Here is a 15,255-nt window from a genome sequence, read left to right as displayed (position 1 = left end):
GGCGGTTCGATTTGCGCCTGTTGTTTGCCTTGCTGTTGATGCTTGCGACCACCGCCACAGCGGTGGCGGAGCGGCGCGTGGCGTTGGTCATTGCCGAGGACGACTACCGGCTGGTGCGGCCGCTGGCCAATCCTGTCAATGACGGCGAGGTGATGGAAGTGGCGCTGAAGAAGCTCGGCTTCGAGGTCGTGGTCGAGACCAATCGTGATCTCAGGCGCATGCGCCGGGCTCTCGACGATTTTCGCGAGGACGCCATGGGCGCCGACGTGGCGCTGGTGTATTTCTCCGGCCATGGCGTCGAAATCTCCGGCGACAACCGTCTTCTGCCGGTCGATGCCGATGCCTCCTCGCTCGACCAGCTGGAGAAGACCAGCCTGCCGTTGGAGGAAGTGCGCGATGCGGTTGCCGCCACGGCGAAGGTCGGGCTGATCGTGCTCGACGCCTGCCGCAGCGATCCGTTCACAGGCGGCAACGGCGACGGGCGTGGCGCCACATCGCTGATCAAGGACCTGGTGGACAAGATCAAGCCGGGCCTCGGACGCGTCGGCAAGGCGGAAAACATCCTGTTCGCCTTTTCGGCGGCGCCCGGCGAGACGGCTGCCGACGGTACCGGTGCGAATTCGCCCTTTACAGCGGCGCTGATCAAATACCTCGGCACCGACGGGCTCGAAATCCGCTCGGTGCTGACGCTGGTGCAGCAGGAGGTCTACGACCTTTCGCGCGGAAAACAGCTGCCCTACGTCGAGAGCGGGCTGCCGAAGCTGTTCTTCGCCTCGGCGGCCAAGGAACAACTGCCGGAGCGCGAGCGGCTGTTGCTTGCCATGGCCGATGTGACGCCGGAAATGCGCGGCGCGGTCGAACGGGTCGCCAGCGATGCCGACATGCCGCTGGCGCCGCTCTATGGCGCGCTGATCAGTTCCGACACCAGCCATCTCTCCGGCGAAAGCCTGGACGCCAAGCTGCGCGAGGCGGCCGACGCCTTCGTCAAGGTGCGCGGCGAGATGAAGACGCTGGCCGCCGACGACCCGCAGGTGACCGAACTGCGCCGCCAGGCCGAGGAACAGTTGGCGCTCGGCGCTTTCGATGGTGCACGCGTGATCCTCGCCAAGGCCGCCGACGTCGACAATGTCTCGCGCCAGGCGTTGAAGGCCAATTTCGTCAGCCGCACCCTGTCCGAAGCCGCGACGCGATTTCTCTCGGGCGGCGCGGCGCGTGCCACCCTGGACTATGCAACCGCCATCAAGGACTATGAAACGGTGCTGGCGCTCTATGGCGAAGCCGGGCAGACCTCGCTCAGCCTGGAACAGGCCGACCGCCAAAGCCGCACGCTGGAAGAGCTCGGCATCCTCTACACAACGGTCGGCAACACCGACGCCGCCGGCCGCGCCTTTGCGGCGCTGGTCGCCAATCTTGAGCAGCGAGCGCGCCAGGAAACCGATCCGAGCGTCAAGCGCGACCTCGCCATCGGCCATATCAAGTTCGCCAACATCAAGATGGCGCAAGGCGATCTGCCGGCCTCCCTGCAAAACTATGAGGCGGCCAGGGACATGTTGCAGGGCCTGACCACAGACGTGCCGGACAAGAAGGACTGGCTCGGCGATCTCGCCATGGCCAATGACAAGATCGGCAATGTGCTGGCCACGCAAGGCGACCTGGGTGCGGCAGCCCAGGCCTACCAGCAAAGCCTGTCTATCAAGCAGCAATTGGCCGATGCCGAGCCGAACAGCGTCTATCTGCTGCGCGACCTGACCATTACCTACGACGAAATCGGCGGTCTTGCCCGTACCGCCGGCCAGCTGGATGGCGCCCAGACTGCATTCGAAGAGAGCCTGAGAATTCGGCTGGCGCTGGCGCAGAACAACCCCGACGACCCCAGGCATCAGCGCGCCGTCTCCGTCAGCTACACCAGGATCGGCGACGTCCTGCGCGAGCGTGGCGACGCTGCGGGCGCGCTCGACGCCTACAACAAGAGCCAAATAATCGCCGAAGCGCTGGTGCGCCGCGACTCAAACGACACCGATTTGAAGCGCGACCTGTCGGTCGGTTACGCCAAGATCGGCAATGCTTACGGCGACCAGAAGGACTGGCCATTCGCGTTGGAGGCCTACCAGCAGGCGCTGGCCACGGCGCGAGACCTTGCCGCCAGCGACCCAGGCAACACCGATTGGCAGCGCGACCTGTCGGTCTGTCTGGAAAAAATTGCCGGCGTGTTTGATGCCCAGGGCGATATCGCCGGTGCTTTGCAGAACTACCAGGACAGTCTCGTCATTGCCGACCGGTTGGCAAATCTCGACCCGGGCAATTCCGACTGGCAGCGCGACCTGTCGATCACGTTCGAGGAAATAGGCCTGCTGGAGACCAAGCAGCGCCACTATGAGGGCTCGAAGAAGGCCTTCGAAGCCAGCCTGGCCATCCGCCAGCGGTTGGCCCTGTCCGATCCGGACAATGCGATCTGGCAATTCGATCTGGTACAGGCCTATATCAACTATGCCTATGTGGCGAAGAATCCGAAGGCTGTGTTGTCGCAGGCGCTAGACCTGACGCTGGAGCTTGACCGCACAGGCAAACTGGCGCCGAGGGACAAACCCACGATCAAATATCTGCGCCGTCTTCTGGCCAAATTGAAAGCCGCGAAAAAATAGCCGGCTGCCAGCTCGGGATTCAGCCCTGAAATGCCCGCAAACCTTGGAAAAACCGCCTTTTGCGCCTATATCTAGGACATCAAAGCGGCGTGATTCGAAGCCATTTTTTCGCGCTGAGCATGCGGCATCAATCAGACAGGTTTTCATGAGCGATCAAAGCGACAACGCCAACGGCGCTGAGGCCGAATACGGCGCCGATTCCATCAAGGTTTTGAAGGGGTTGGACGCTGTCCGCAAGCGGCCGGGCATGTATATCGGCGACACCGACGACGGCTCGGGCCTGCATCACATGGTCTATGAGGTGGTCGACAACGCCATCGACGAGGCGCTGGCCGGCCATGCCGATCTGGTCACGGTGACGCTCAATCCCGACGGTTCGGTCACCGTTATCGACAATGGCCGCGGGATTCCGACCGATATTCACACTGGCGAAGGCATTTCGGCGGCCGAAGTGATCATGACGCAGCTGCATGCCGGCGGCAAATTCGACCAGAATTCCTACAAGGTGTCTGGCGGCCTGCACGGCGTCGGCGTCTCGGTGGTCAACGCGTTGTCGGCCTGGCTGAAGCTGAAAATCCGCCGCAACGGCCAGATTTTCGAGATGAGCTTCACGCATGGCAATGCCGATGCGCCGCTCAAGGCGACCGGCAGCTATGAGCAGAACAAGCAGCCCGGCACCTATGAGGGCCGCAGCGGTTCCGAGATCACCTTCTTTCCGTCGTCCGAAACCTTCACCATGGTCGAGTTCGACTTCGGCACGCTGGAGCACCGGCTGCGCGAGCTCGCCTTCCTGAATTCCGGCGTGCGCATCATTTTGACCGATGCCCGCCATGCCGATCTCGTGCGCCACGAGTTGCACTATGATGGCGGCCTGGAAGAGTTCGTCAAATATCTCGACCGGGTCAAGAAACCGCTGATCGACAAGCCGATCGCCATCAAGGCCGAGCGCGACGGCATCACCGTCGAAGTGGCGATGTGGTGGAACGACAGCTACCACGAGAACGTGCTGGCCTTCACCAACAACATCCCGCAGCGCGATGGCGGCACCCATCTGGCCGGCTTCCGTGGCGCGCTGACGCGCCAGATCACCGGCTATGGCGAATCGTCGGGCCTGACCAAGAAGGAAAAGGTGGCGCTGATCGGCGACGACTGCCGCGAAGGCCTGACGGCGGTGCTGTCGGTCAAGGTTCCCGACCCGAAATTCTCCTCCCAGACCAAGGACAAGCTGGTCTCGTCGGAAGTCCGCCCGGTGGTCGAAGGCCTGGTCAACGAGGCGCTTGGCACCTGGCTGGAAGAACACCCGACCGAGGGCAAGGTGGTCATCGACAAGGTGATCCAGGCGGCCGCGGCGCGCGAAGCCGCGCGCAAGGCCCGAGACATCACCCGCAAAAGCTCGCTCGGCGTCACCTCTTTGCCTGGCAAGCTTGCCGACTGCCAGGAACGCGACCCGGCGAAATCCGAAATCTTCATCGTCGAGGGTGACTCGGCCGGCGGCTCTGCCAAGGGCGGCCGTTCGCGCCAGAACCAGGCAATCCTGCCGTTGCGCGGCAAGATCCTCAATGTCGAGCGCGCCCGCTTCGACCGCATGCTCGGCTCCGAGATGATCGGCACGCTGATCACCGCGCTCGGCACCTCGATCGGCAAGGACGAGTTCAACGCCGACAAATTGCGCTACCACAAGATCATCCTGATGACCGACGCCGACGTCGACGGCGCCCATATCAGGACCTTGCTGCTCACCTTCTTCTTCCGCCAGATGCCGGAGCTGATCGAGCGTGGCCATCTCTACATCGCCCAGCCGCCGCTCTACAAAGTGACGCGCGGCAAGAGCTCGCAATACATCAAGGACGAGAGCGCCTTCGAGGAATTCCTGATCGGCTCGGGGCTGGAAGAGGCTTCGCTGACGCTTGCCTCCGGCGAGGCGCGGGCCGGACAGGATCTGCGCGGCTCGATCGATGATGCACTGGCAGTACGCCAGCTCATCAACGGGCTGCATACGCGCTACAACAGGGGTGTGGTCGAACAGGCGGCGATCGCCGGCGCGCTCAATGCCGACGTGTTGAACGATCTCGGCCGCGCCAACGCCATGGCCGAGCGCGTCGCCCAGCGCCTCGACATCATTGCCGAAGACACCGAGCGCGGCTGGACCGGCCGGCTGTCGACCTCCAATGAGGGCGTCGGCGGCTACGTGTTCGAACGCACGGTGCGCAGCGTCAAGGAATTCGCGCAGCTCGATGCCGGGCTGATAAATTCGGCCGACGCACGCCAGCTCGACCGCTATGCCCCGCGCCTCATGGAAGTCTATGGCGAGCCGCCGGTGCTGCGCCGCAAGGATGTCTCCGAAGTCATTTCGGGGCCGCTGGCGCTGCTCAACGCGGTGTTTGCGACCGGTCGCAAGGGCCTGACCATGCAGCGCTACAAGGGCCTCGGCGAGATGAATGCCGAACAGCTCTGGGAAACCACGCTCGACCCGAATGTGCGCTCGCTGCTGCAGGTCAAGGTGAATGACGCCACCGATGCTGACAGCTTGTTCTCGCGGCTGATGGGCGACGAGGTCGAGCCGCGGCGCGAATTCATCCAGGACAACGCGCTGTCGGTGGCCAATCTGGACATTTGATGGCTGGGGGCCTTGCCGCCGGAGCCTCACTCCGGGGTCAGGCCTTTGGCTCCAGCTTCCGCCCGAGGTCCACCGCGTCGCGCAGCACTTGCAGATGCGAGCGTGGCGCGGAGCCCGACGGCAGGGCGATTTCGACGCCGTTTGCCGTCGATGACCAATAAAGCGTGTGGGTGAAGATACGGCCAAGTGAGCTGCGAAGCTCGACCTGGATGTTCTCCACACCGGGGCCGAAGTTTTCCGTCATCGGACCGGAAATCGGATCGCCTGTCGCCCAGCCATTGCCGCGGTCGTAGACGTTCGTCCAGCGCGTTGCCGCAAACACCGCGCCATGATGCACCGCGCGCTGCGCCTTGCCTTGGCTGTGTCCTTCCCGGTAAAGCACGGTGCCGCCGGGGCGCCCGTCATCGGCAATCGGCGGGCAAGCCGAGAACAGGCGCTCGGCAAGGCCACGCCTGAATTCGGCGAGATTGTAGGTCACCAGGAATTCGCTGTGGGAGAGCGGACTGCCAAGCGTGACGAAATCGCTGATCTTCCAGGGCAGCGGGTGGTCGGCGTCCTTGGTCCGAAGCTGCTGGTAGAGCGCCCATTGACCGCGCCGGAATCCGGCGAGGTCTTCAAGGTTCTTTGGCCACGCTGACCCATCAGAGCCGAGCGTTGCCTTGTCGACGGCCTCGACCGCCGCCAGTTTGGCCTTGTCGCGGACCGCTTCCAGCCTTCGCGGCCGGAACTCGGCCCACAGGATCTGCAGCAAATCATAGGCGATGATCGACCCAAGGCTGTGCGAGACTAGCACGATGCGGTCGTAAGCATCGTCCTTCATCAGCGTCTTGAGCAACGTCAGGCCTCTGTCGCGGATCAGCGCACGCTTCTCGATCGTCGCCGCCTCGGCGCGCACATAAGCGGCGACGTCACCGAAATAGGGCAGGGCGAACTGATCCACCGCCCAGATGACAAAAGAAGCGAGGGTGGTGATCATCAGGCCGGTCGTCAAGGTAACGGCCTGTTGCCAGACCGATGTTGCCAGCACGAGTGCTGCGCCCAGAATGACGATAACGATCAGAAGTGTGGCGACGTAAAGCTTGCGGGCGTCGAGCGGAATGTCGGCGGGCTTGCGCCACAACAGGTTCGTCACCCAGGCGGCCAGCCGGCCGCGCGTCGTGCCTTGCGTGATGTCGGCCCAATAAAGCTCGTAGAAATCGGTACGGCGGCCATCGACGTCGTAGGGCGTGGTGATGCGGCGCAGCTCGTGTGACTTGGTCCGGCTGTCGGGCGTGATCCAGCTCTGGTTGATCGTGGCGCCGGAAACGGCCGGATCGGGAATCTGGGCGTAGGGTGGAGCACGGGTGGGATCGCTGCTCCAGACCGCCTGGACGAATCCCCTCAGCGTACCCATCGGCCGCTGCTCGCCCATGCCATGCACGATCACCACCGCCTGGCTGGGCTGCGCCTTTTTGTAAGCCAGCGATGCGACAGTCTTGGGCATCAGCGTCTCCGTTGACGACATCCGACGGCGGGATCGCTCATGCTACCCCCGGCTCACCGAGCCAACAATACACGGCAGCCCATGTGGACCTCCGTGAACCAATCCACAGTTTCGCAGTCGTGCCTCGGGCCGCGCGGAAAATAGTTCCGTTCCCGCTAAGCAAATCATTTCATTGCTCCTCGGAACGGAAATCGCTCAGGAACATTGTGACGACATCGATCAATTTCTCGCAGGGAGGCTCTTTATGGGACGCGGTATTTTGCTCTGGTTGCTCGGTATTCCGATCCCGATCATCATTCTCATCATGCTGTTCGTACGGTAGGAGGCGTCGATGCAGTCCACCGTATCGGCTGTCGACGTATCTGCTTCAACAGAATCCTCCGCCACGGCCGTCAGCTGGGGGCCGATCATCGCCGGCGCCTTCGCGGCCTCGACGCTGACCTTCATCCTCATGCTGCTCGGCTCAGGACTGGGGCTGACCATGGTCTCGCCATGGTCCGGCGCCAGTGCCTCGCTGACCACCTTCGCGGTGTCCGGCGCGATCTGGCTCATCATCGTGCAATGGCTGTCCTCCGGGGTCGGTGGCTATCTTGCCGGACGCCTGCGCACCAAATGGGTCGGCATCCACACCGACGAGGTCTATTTCCGTGACACCGCGCACGGCCTCCTCGCCTGGGCGCTGGCGACATTGCTGGTCGTCGGCATTCTCGGGTCGGCGCTGTCGGCAGTGCTTGGTTCAGGCGTGCAGGCGGCTTCTACCGTTGCCTCAGGCGCCGCCATGGGTGCTTCGGCCGGCGCGTCCGCCAATGCCGGCAGCGCACCGGCCGACAATGCAACGTCCTATCTTGTGGATACGCTGTTCCGTCCGGCTGATGCCGCCAGGCTCGCGGCGGCCAATCCGGACAGCGATGCGGCTGCGGCCGGGCAGGCTTCGCGCATCCTCATCGCCAGTGCGGCGGCAGGCGAAATTTCGGCTGACGACAAGACCTATCTGTCGCAGCTGGTCGCCGCCCGCACCGGGCTTTCCGAGGCTGACGCCAAGGCGCGTGTCGACGCCCTGGTGGCCAGGGTCGAGGACGCCAAGGTCAAGGCCAAGCAGGCCGCCGACGCCGCCCGGAAAGGCAGCGCCACTTTCGCCCTGCTTGGCGCCCTGTCGCTGGTTATCGGCGCCTTCATCGCCAGCGCTGCGGCAGCACTGGGCGGCAGGCAGCGCGACGACGAGGAAGCGGTTTTCCTGACCAGCCGCTGAACCGGTCTTCAACATAAAAAGCCCGGTCCGAACCGGGCTTTTTTTGTTTCCGATGATGGACCGACAACCTTCCAGTGGAAAGTTGCGGCGGGATCAGTGATCCATGGCCTTGACGATTTCCTCGGTCATCTTCTTGGCGTCGCCGAGCAGCATCATGGTGCCGTCCTTGTAGAACAGCGTGTTGTCGATGCCGGCATAGCCCGAGCCGAGCGAGCGCTTGACGAACAGGCAGGTGCGGGCCTTGTCGACGTCGAGGATCGGCATACCGTAGATCGGCGACGACTTGTCGTCGCGCGCGGACGGATTGGTGACGTCATTGGCGCCGATGACATAGGCGACATCGGCCTGCGCGAACTCGGAGTTGATGTCTTCCAGTTCGAACACTTCGTCATAGGGAACATTGGCTTCGGCGAGCAGCACGTTCATGTGGCCGGGCATGCGGCCGGCCACGGGGTGGATGGCGTATTTGACATCCACGCCATTGGCCTTGAGCTTGTCGGCCATTTCGCGCAGCGCGTGCTGGGCCTGGGCGACCGCCATGCCGTAGCCCGGCACGATGATGACCTTCTGTGCGTTCATCATCAGATAGGCAGCGTCGTCGGCCGAGCCCTGCTTGACCGTGCGTTCGATGCCGTCATCGGCAACCGCCGCGGTCTCGCCGCCGAAGCCGCCGAGGATGACCGAGATGAACGACCGGTTCATGCCCTTGCACATGATGTAGGACAGGATGGCGCCGGACGAGCCGACCAGAGCGCCGGTGATGATCAGCGCCAGATTGCCAAGCGTGAAGCCGAGTGCGGCCGCCGCCCAGCCGGAATAGGAATTCAGCATCGAGACGACGACCGGCATGTCGGCGCCGCCGATCGGGATGATCAAGAGGACGCCGAGCGCCAGCGACGCCGCGACGATCAGCCAGAACACCAGCTTGGCCTCGGTGGTGACCAGAAGCACGATCAGCACGATCAGCGCGATGCCGAGGACCGCGTTGATGATGTGACGGCCGCCGATCATGATCGGCTTGCCCGACATGCGGCCATCGAGCTTGAGGAAGGCGATGACGGAGCCGGTGAAAGTGATGGCGCCGATGGCAACGCCAAGGCTCATCTCGATCAGCGCCTGGGCGTGGATGTCGCCATTCGTGCCGATGCCGAAACTTTCCGGCGCGTAGATGGCGGCTGCCGCGACCATGACGGCGGCAAGGCCGACCAGCGAGTGGAAGGCGGCGACCAGCTGCGGCATCGACGTCATGGCGATGCGGCGCGCTGTAACGGCGCCGACGCCGCCGCCGATGGCTAGACCAAGCACGATCAGGCCGAAGCGCCCGGCGGACGGAGTCGCCAGCGCCAGCGTGGTGGCGATGGCAATGCCCATGCCGATCATGCCGTAGAGATTGCCTTGGCGGCTGGTGGTCGGATGAGATAGGCCGCGAAGCGCCATGATGAACAGGACGCCAGAGACCAGGTAGAGGAAGGACGCGAAGTTGGCGTTCATGGCGCTCTACCGGTCCTTCTTCTTGTACATGGCCAGCATGCGCTGGGTGACCAGGAAGCCGCCAAAGATGTTGACCGAGACCAGCATCAGCGCGACGAAGCCGAAGCCGGTGGCAATGCCGGAGGCCGAGATGCCGACGGCCAGCAGCGCGCCGACGACGATGACCGAGGAGATGGCGTTGGTGACCGCCATCAGCGGCGTGTGCAGCGCCGGCGTCACCGACCAGACGACGTAGTATCCGACGAATATCGCAAGTACGAAGATGGCGAAGCGGAAGACGAAGGGATCGATGGCGCCGCCGGACAGTGCGTGCGCGGCATCGCCCGCCGCATCGGCGCCACCGGGCGCGTTGGCCAGGTTCTGCACAGCCAGCCGGACGGCGGCACTTGCCTGGTCGAGCTGATCGAGGGCTTTCTGCAAGGTCTGATCCATCACGCGATCCCCTTCGGCTTGGCGGCGGACTTGCCGGCAGTGGCTTTGTCGGACGCCTTTTTCGGTGCAGCCTTCTTCGGCGTGGCATCAGCCACCATGGTCTCCGCCGGAATGGCCGCCGGTTCGACATGGGGCTGTTCCGCCGCCTTGGCGAAGGCCGGATGCACCACGCGGCCAGCGTCGGTCAGCATCGTCGCCTTGACCAGATCGTCTTCGCGGTTGATGGCGAGCGTCTTGCTGGTCTTGTCGACCAGCGTCTCGAGGAAGGCGAACAGGTTCCTGGCGTAGAGCAGCGAGGCCGATGCGGCGACGCGGCCGGGCACGTTGAGGTGGCCGACGATTTTCACGCCATTGGCCGTGGTCACCACCTGGCCTGCAACTGCGCCTTCGACATTGCCGCCGCGCTCGACGGCGAGGTCGACGATCACCGAGCCCGGCTTCATCGAGGCGACCATCGCCGCCGACACCAGCTTCGGCGCCGGACGGCCGGGGATCAGCGCCGTGGTGATGACGATGTCCTGCTTGGCGATGTGCTCAGCGGTGAGCGCTGCCTGCTTGGCCTGGTACTCCTTCGACATTTCCTTGGCGTAGCCGCCGGCGGTCTCGGCCGCCTTGAACTCCTCGTCCTCGACGGCGAGGAACTTTGCGCCGAGCGACGCCACCTGTTCCTTGGCGGCGGGACGAACGTCGGTGGCGGTGACGACGGCGCCGAGACGGCGCGCCGTGGCGATCGCCTGCAGGCCGGCAACGCCGACGCCCATAATGAAGATCTTCGCTGCCGGCACGGTGCCGGCCGCCGTCATCATCATCGGCAACGCGCGGTCATACTCCGATGCGCCGTCGATCACGGCCTGGTAGCCGGCGAGATTGGCCTGCGACGACAGCACGTCCATCGACTGGGCGCGGGTGATGCGCGGCATGAATTCCATCGAGAAGGCGGTGACCCCAGCCTCGGCAAGCGCCGCGACCGCGGCATCATTGCCGTAGGGATCCATGATGGCGATGACCGCCGCACCCGATTTGTAGCCCTTCAGCTCGGCGTTGGTCGGCCGGCGCACCTTCAGCACCACATCCGCCCGGCTCGCATCCGAAGCCTTGCCGATCGCGGCGCCCGCCTTGGCGAACTCCTCATCGGGAATGCGCGACCTGGTGCCGGCGCCCGTCTCGACGGTGACGTCGAAGCCCAGCGCCGCCAGCCGCTTCACGGTATCGGGCGAGGCCGCGACACGAGGCTCGCTGGCATCGAGCTCGCGAGGGATGAAAACCGTCTGTCCCACCGCATGATCCTTTCGGCTGGAACCTGTTTGCGCAAGAGTGCGGCTTTGCGAAAGAGTGCGGCCGGATGTCCGGCTACGCCCTTGGCAAGGGTCTGAAGAGACTATCGGAGAATGAAGGCGCCGAGGGCGAGGATCAGCACGAACAGGATGGTCGCGGAGAAGAAGCCGCCTGCGAAGAAGCCGAAAGCCATGGCCAGGAGCAGGGCGCCGCAGAACAGCGAGCCGTATTTGGCCAGCGCCAGAAAGCCATGATAGGTGCGGTCATGTTCGGCATAGTCCATCTTCGCGCCCAGTTCGACAGGACCGGTCGGCGTGTGATCAGCCATAGGAATACCCCTTCGAAGACATCTTTGAGGCACATAGCGAAAAGCCAGGCCAAGAGCAATGGCGCTATTGCCGCACGACCAGCGACAACAGCCTCAAAGAATGTTGAAAGCCGGCGGTATGGGCTCTTGTCGCCGGCCTGGCGTCGAACGTTAAGGGTTTGCGCTTCAACCGGCCAGATGCGGAAACAGCCCGAGCAGCCCAATGACGATCAGATAGAGCGCGACGATGTAGTTGAGCAGCCGCGGCATCACCAGGATCAGCACGCCGGCAATCAGCGAGATCAGCGGGGTAAGCGCGAGCTCGGGAATATGCATGTCGGTTCCTTTCTATGGCCGCGTCGGCGTCATCCAGAACGCGGAAGCGGCGGGAAAGCTCCAGAGCTCGCGTGCCAAATTGCGCAGGCTTCAGTGGTGTCAGGCGGCTTCGCGGAAAAACTTGGCGGTGGGCAGGATGGTTAGCGGTGCGAGTTCGCCGCTCTTGGGGCGTTGGAAGAGCATGCGCTGCTCGAACGCCGTGGAGTTGAAGAACGGGAAGCGATCCAGCGTCGCCTGCATGTTTTCGGAGCACTTCGACTGGAACAGATGCACGGGAACGGTGAGACCGGGATAGATGCGGGGGGGCACCGCCTGCTCGGAACGGAAGATGCGATGATAGAAGCCGGCATGCTCTTCCTTGACCGCCGTCAGGCAATATGTCGGTTTGAAGTGGCTGCAAGCTACGACCGCAAGCCTGAGCGTCACGTAGGGCAGCACGCGCAGGCTGGTCGACCACTCGATATCGGCAGCGAAACGGCTTGGATCGACGAACGTCTCGCCAACTGCCAGCCGCCGCGCCAGCGTGTCGCCGAACACGGCCGTGCTGGGGGAAACAGGGTATTTCGCGCAGGCGTAGTGGATTCTGATGGTGCTGACCAGAACACCATCGAAGAACACGCCAAATCGGTAGGAATTGCGCAGATCGTCGAAGTCGTCCTTTACCATACGCGAGGCATCGGGCTTCACCATGCCAGCATGAAGGTAGGATTTGTAGCGAAGTCGATAGATGGCTTCCAAATCCTCGGCACCGTCGCAAAGGCGATACTCGACGTGCTCCAGGACGTCCATGATATGACGAGAAAACACCGAAGGAGACTGAGCGGTGGCCCTAGAAGCCACCAGAGGCATACCTGCTAGCTGAGTTTCCATTGTTACCCTCGTGCCGTCGCAACTAAACCATACCGGACGACCGAATGAACAAGAAGATGAAACTCTAATCGTCTGTGTTTACCGAATATTAACGTTAACAATAGGTTAACGTTTTGGCAATTCACAGCTTTTTTGACGGCTTCCAAGCGCGATTTAAAGGTTGGGCTTCATGTGGTCGCGAGTTTGGCGACGGGCCGCAATTCCGCGGCGAAGGGCCAGGTCACACTGGACATCGTTTCGATGCCGGACGCGCTGAGAGCTGCGCCGAAGAGGAAGCCCTGGACGAGGTCGGGTTTCACCGAATGCACCAGGATCTTCAGCTGTTCGAACGTTTCCACACCTTCGATGGTGACGGTCAGCCCGAGCACGCGGGTCAGGTCCACGATGCCCTTCAACAAGTCGAGCGAACGCTTGTTCTGGGTCACGTCCATCAGGAACGAACGGTCGATCTTGATCTTGTCGAGCGGCAGCTTGTGGAGGTAGCTCAGGCTTGAATAGCCGGTGCCGAAATCGTCGAGCGCGATGCGCACGCCAAGCTGCTTCAGTTCCTCGATATACTGGCGCGTCAGCGATTTGTCGTCGAGCAGCGCGGTTTCGGTGACTTCGATCTCGAGGCGGCCGGCGGCGAGCCCCGAAGTGGCAAGCGCGTCGCGAACCTTCTGGACGACGTCGCGGCTGCGGAAATCCTTGGCCGAAAGGTTGACCGAGACGCTGGTCTGTGCGGGCCATTTGGCGCATTCGGCGCAGGCAGCCGCGAGCACGAAGGTGCTGATCTCGGAAATGATGCCCATTTCTTCGGCCAGCGGAATGAAGACGCTGGGCGAAACCGGCCCGAGGTCGGGATGATCCCAGCGGCACAGCGCCTCGCAGCTGGCGATGCGCATGGTGTTCATCGCCACGATAGGCTGATAGACCACCCGCAGCGCCTTGCCTTCGACCGCCGTGCGCAGGTCGGCCTTCATCATCTGGCGGTTGCGGAACGCCGCATCCATCGCCGCCTCGAACAGTCGCCAGTTGTTCTTGCCGAGTTCCTTGGCCTTGTAGAGCGCCAGATCCGCCTTGACGATCATGGCGTCGACATCGGTGTCCTCGACCCTGGACAGCACGGTGCCCGCGCTTGCCTGGATGCGCAGGCTGTGACCAGCGACATCGACTTCGCCCTGCAGATCGGCAAAGATCTGGTCGAGCAGGCCGGTCAGATGGCTTTCATCCTCGACGCGGTCGAAGAAGATCATGAACTCGTCGCCGCCGAAGCGGCTGACATTGACGCCTTGCCCGGCGACGGCCGCCAGTCGCTCGGCAACGGCATAGATCAGCCCATCGCCGACCGGATGGCCAAGTGTGTCGTTGACGCTCTTGAAATCGTCGAGATCGAGCACCGCCAGGGCGCACAGCCGGTCGCGGCTGCCCGACGCCATGGCCTCGCCGACGAGCTCATGGAAATAGGCGCGGTTCGGCAGGCCGGTGAGGCTGTCATAGCGCGCCATGAAGCGGATCTTTTCTTCGGACTCGACGCGGGCGGTGACGTCCTCGAAGGTGATGACGCCGAGGTCCTGATTGCCCTCGCGGGCCGAGAACTCGTAGTGCTGGCCATTGGAGAAGGAGACCAGCACCTTGCGGTCACGGCCTTCGCGCAACGCGCGCGTCAGCTGCGCTTCGACATAGCGGCAGTCTTTCGGCGCCAGCATGCCGCCCGCAACGCCGCGCAGGAGCAGCGAATGGATCGACCGCCCGAGCAGCTGGTCGGGCGAGCGCAGCGACATCAGATGCGCTGCTTCGGCATTGCCGACCACGACCTTGCCGTCGGGTCCGAGCATGACCAGGCCATGCGACATGGTGTTGAGTGCGCGGTTGAAGCGCTGCGCGATTTGCCTCGCCTGCTTATGCCCGACCACGGCCGAGAACAGCACGTTGCGCACATGGTCGGCACTGCCCTTGATGATGAACATGAACGGGATGATGAGCAGCCCAAGCACGACACTGGGGATGTCAAACCTGAGGATAAGGGCTGCTGCGATCGGCCCGACGAAGGTTACCGCGAAGATCGTGACCATGCGGGGCGAGCCGTAGTTTCGGCCTACGACCGTGACCAGAGAGCCAAGCGTTATGGCGAGCGCTGCGATCTCGGCATATGCATCCGAGTAGACATAGATCGAAATGAAGCAGAACAGGCCCAGCATCAGCCCCTGGATGCTGCCGTTCAGGATATATTCGCGCTCCCATCGTGTCGCATCCAAGGCATCGTGGATGGAACCACCCAGGCGATGGAACCGCCGCAAGCTGAAATACCGCCAAACGCCGATGCCAAGCAGTGCTCCGGCAAGAACCAGGAAGACAGGCTGGCCGTTGCGCCAATAGACCATAAGGCTGGCGGTTGCGTGGCAAAGCGCGCCAATGACCAGCATATGCGCGTTGTCGAACAACGAGCGCACAAACTGGATATAAACATCCACAGGGATGTTATCGGTCTTTGTTCTGCCCATTACTGGCGCCCAACTGAACCACAGCCTTGGCATAGTCCCATTAAAAAACCTTTAGCTCGCGCTGAAGGGC

Annotated in this window: 11 protein-coding genes; 3 read left to right on the top strand and 8 right to left on the bottom strand. The window is 63.1% G+C overall.

Annotated features, from left to right (window positions below; genetic code table 11):
* The first annotated feature begins 11 nt into the window (after window positions 1–11).
* Both NLY42_RS05310 and gyrB read left to right on the top strand, forming a co-directional pair.
* Complete coding sequence (locus NLY42_RS05310) at window positions 12–2,642, top strand: caspase family protein (protein WP_023683525.1); 2,631 nt, start codon at window positions 12–14, stop codon at window positions 2,640–2,642.
* 145 nt (window positions 2,643–2,787) lie between these two features.
* Window positions 2,788–5,259 (top strand): DNA topoisomerase (ATP-hydrolyzing) subunit B, encoded by a 2,472-nt coding sequence (gene gyrB / locus NLY42_RS05305; protein ID WP_023732636.1) that lies wholly within the window; start codon window positions 2,788–2,790, stop codon window positions 5,257–5,259.
* Window positions 5,260–5,296: 37 nt separating this feature from the next.
* Here gyrB and NLY42_RS05300 read toward each other — a convergent pair whose 3' ends face one another.
* Entirely contained in the window at window positions 5,297–6,742 is a 1,446-nt protein-coding gene (locus NLY42_RS05300; RefSeq protein WP_031244820.1) for a hypothetical protein, read from the bottom strand.
* Window positions 6,743–7,073: 331 nt separating this feature from the next.
* On the opposite strand from NLY42_RS05300, the gene NLY42_RS05295 reads away from it, so the two are divergent.
* On the top strand, window positions 7,074–7,991 hold the full coding sequence (locus NLY42_RS05295) for a membrane protein (RefSeq protein WP_023689227.1): 918 nt from the start codon (window positions 7,074–7,076) through the stop codon (window positions 7,989–7,991).
* 93 nt (window positions 7,992–8,084) lie between these two features.
* On the opposite strand, the gene NLY42_RS05290 is transcribed toward NLY42_RS05295, so the two are convergent.
* The 7 genes from NLY42_RS05290 to NLY42_RS05260 form a co-directional block, all read right to left on the bottom strand.
* Complete coding sequence (locus NLY42_RS05290) at window positions 8,085–9,482, bottom strand: NAD(P)(+) transhydrogenase (Re/Si-specific) subunit beta (protein WP_023671337.1); 1,398 nt, start codon at window positions 9,480–9,482, stop codon at window positions 8,085–8,087.
* A gap of 6 nt (window positions 9,483–9,488) precedes the next feature.
* Window positions 9,489–9,914 (bottom strand): proton-translocating transhydrogenase family protein, encoded by a 426-nt coding sequence (locus NLY42_RS05285; RefSeq protein WP_032885960.1) that lies wholly within the window; start codon window positions 9,912–9,914, stop codon window positions 9,489–9,491.
* Window positions 9,914–11,191: a Re/Si-specific NAD(P)(+) transhydrogenase subunit alpha gene (locus NLY42_RS05280; RefSeq protein ID WP_023739660.1), complete on the bottom strand. Its 1,278-nt coding sequence runs from the start codon at window positions 11,189–11,191 to the stop codon at window positions 9,914–9,916. The genes NLY42_RS05285 and NLY42_RS05280 overlap by 1 nt, the downstream gene beginning before the upstream one ends.
* Before the next feature lie 101 nt (window positions 11,192–11,292).
* Window positions 11,293–11,517: an aa3-type cytochrome c oxidase subunit IV gene (locus NLY42_RS05275; protein ID WP_023671340.1), complete on the bottom strand. Its 225-nt coding sequence runs from the start codon at window positions 11,515–11,517 to the stop codon at window positions 11,293–11,295.
* Between the two features lie 165 nt (window positions 11,518–11,682).
* Window positions 11,683–11,832, bottom strand: a complete 150-nt coding sequence (locus tag NLY42_RS05270; protein WP_023671341.1) for a DUF3096 domain-containing protein — start codon at window positions 11,830–11,832, stop codon at window positions 11,683–11,685.
* A gap of 99 nt (window positions 11,833–11,931) precedes the next feature.
* Window positions 11,932–12,702, bottom strand: coding sequence for an N-acyl amino acid synthase FeeM domain-containing protein (locus tag NLY42_RS05265; protein ID WP_023683521.1), 771 nt, complete (start codon window positions 12,700–12,702; stop codon window positions 11,932–11,934).
* Window positions 12,703–12,869: 167 nt separating this feature from the next.
* Window positions 12,870–15,185: a putative bifunctional diguanylate cyclase/phosphodiesterase gene (locus tag NLY42_RS05260; RefSeq protein ID WP_023739659.1), complete on the bottom strand. Its 2,316-nt coding sequence runs from the start codon at window positions 15,183–15,185 to the stop codon at window positions 12,870–12,872.
* Window positions 15,186–15,255 lie beyond the last annotated feature (70 nt).

This window comes from Mesorhizobium sp. C372A (assembly GCF_030323245.1).
Taxonomy (GTDB): domain Bacteria; phylum Pseudomonadota; class Alphaproteobacteria; order Rhizobiales; family Rhizobiaceae; genus Mesorhizobium.
Note: the sequence above shows the minus strand (reverse complement) of the source record. Positions and strands in the feature narration are given on the sequence as shown.

Coding starts and splice junctions, on each gene's coding strand:
- NLY42_RS05265 (WP_023683521.1), bottom strand. CDS start 12,702: ATGGAAACTCAGCTAGCAGGTATGCCTCTGGTGGCTTCTAGGGCCACC.
- NLY42_RS05290 (WP_023671337.1), bottom strand. CDS start 9,482: ATGAACGCCAACTTCGCGTCCTTCCTCTACCTGGTCTCTGGCGTCCTG.
- gyrB (WP_023732636.1), top strand. CDS start 2,788: ATGAGCGATCAAAGCGACAACGCCAACGGCGCTGAGGCCGAATACGGC.
- NLY42_RS05270 (WP_023671341.1), bottom strand. CDS start 11,832: ATGCATATTCCCGAGCTCGCGCTTACCCCGCTGATCTCGCTGATTGCC.
- NLY42_RS05295 (WP_023689227.1), top strand. CDS start 7,074: ATGCAGTCCACCGTATCGGCTGTCGACGTATCTGCTTCAACAGAATCC.
- NLY42_RS05275 (WP_023671340.1), bottom strand. CDS start 11,517: ATGGCTGATCACACGCCGACCGGTCCTGTCGAACTGGGCGCGAAGATG.
- NLY42_RS05260 (WP_023739659.1), bottom strand. CDS start 15,185: ATGGGCAGAACAAAGACCGATAACATCCCTGTGGATGTTTATATCCAG.
- NLY42_RS05285 (WP_032885960.1), bottom strand. CDS start 9,914: ATGGATCAGACCTTGCAGAAAGCCCTCGATCAGCTCGACCAGGCAAGT.
- NLY42_RS05300 (WP_031244820.1), bottom strand. CDS start 6,742: ATGCCCAAGACTGTCGCATCGCTGGCTTACAAAAAGGCGCAGCCCAGC.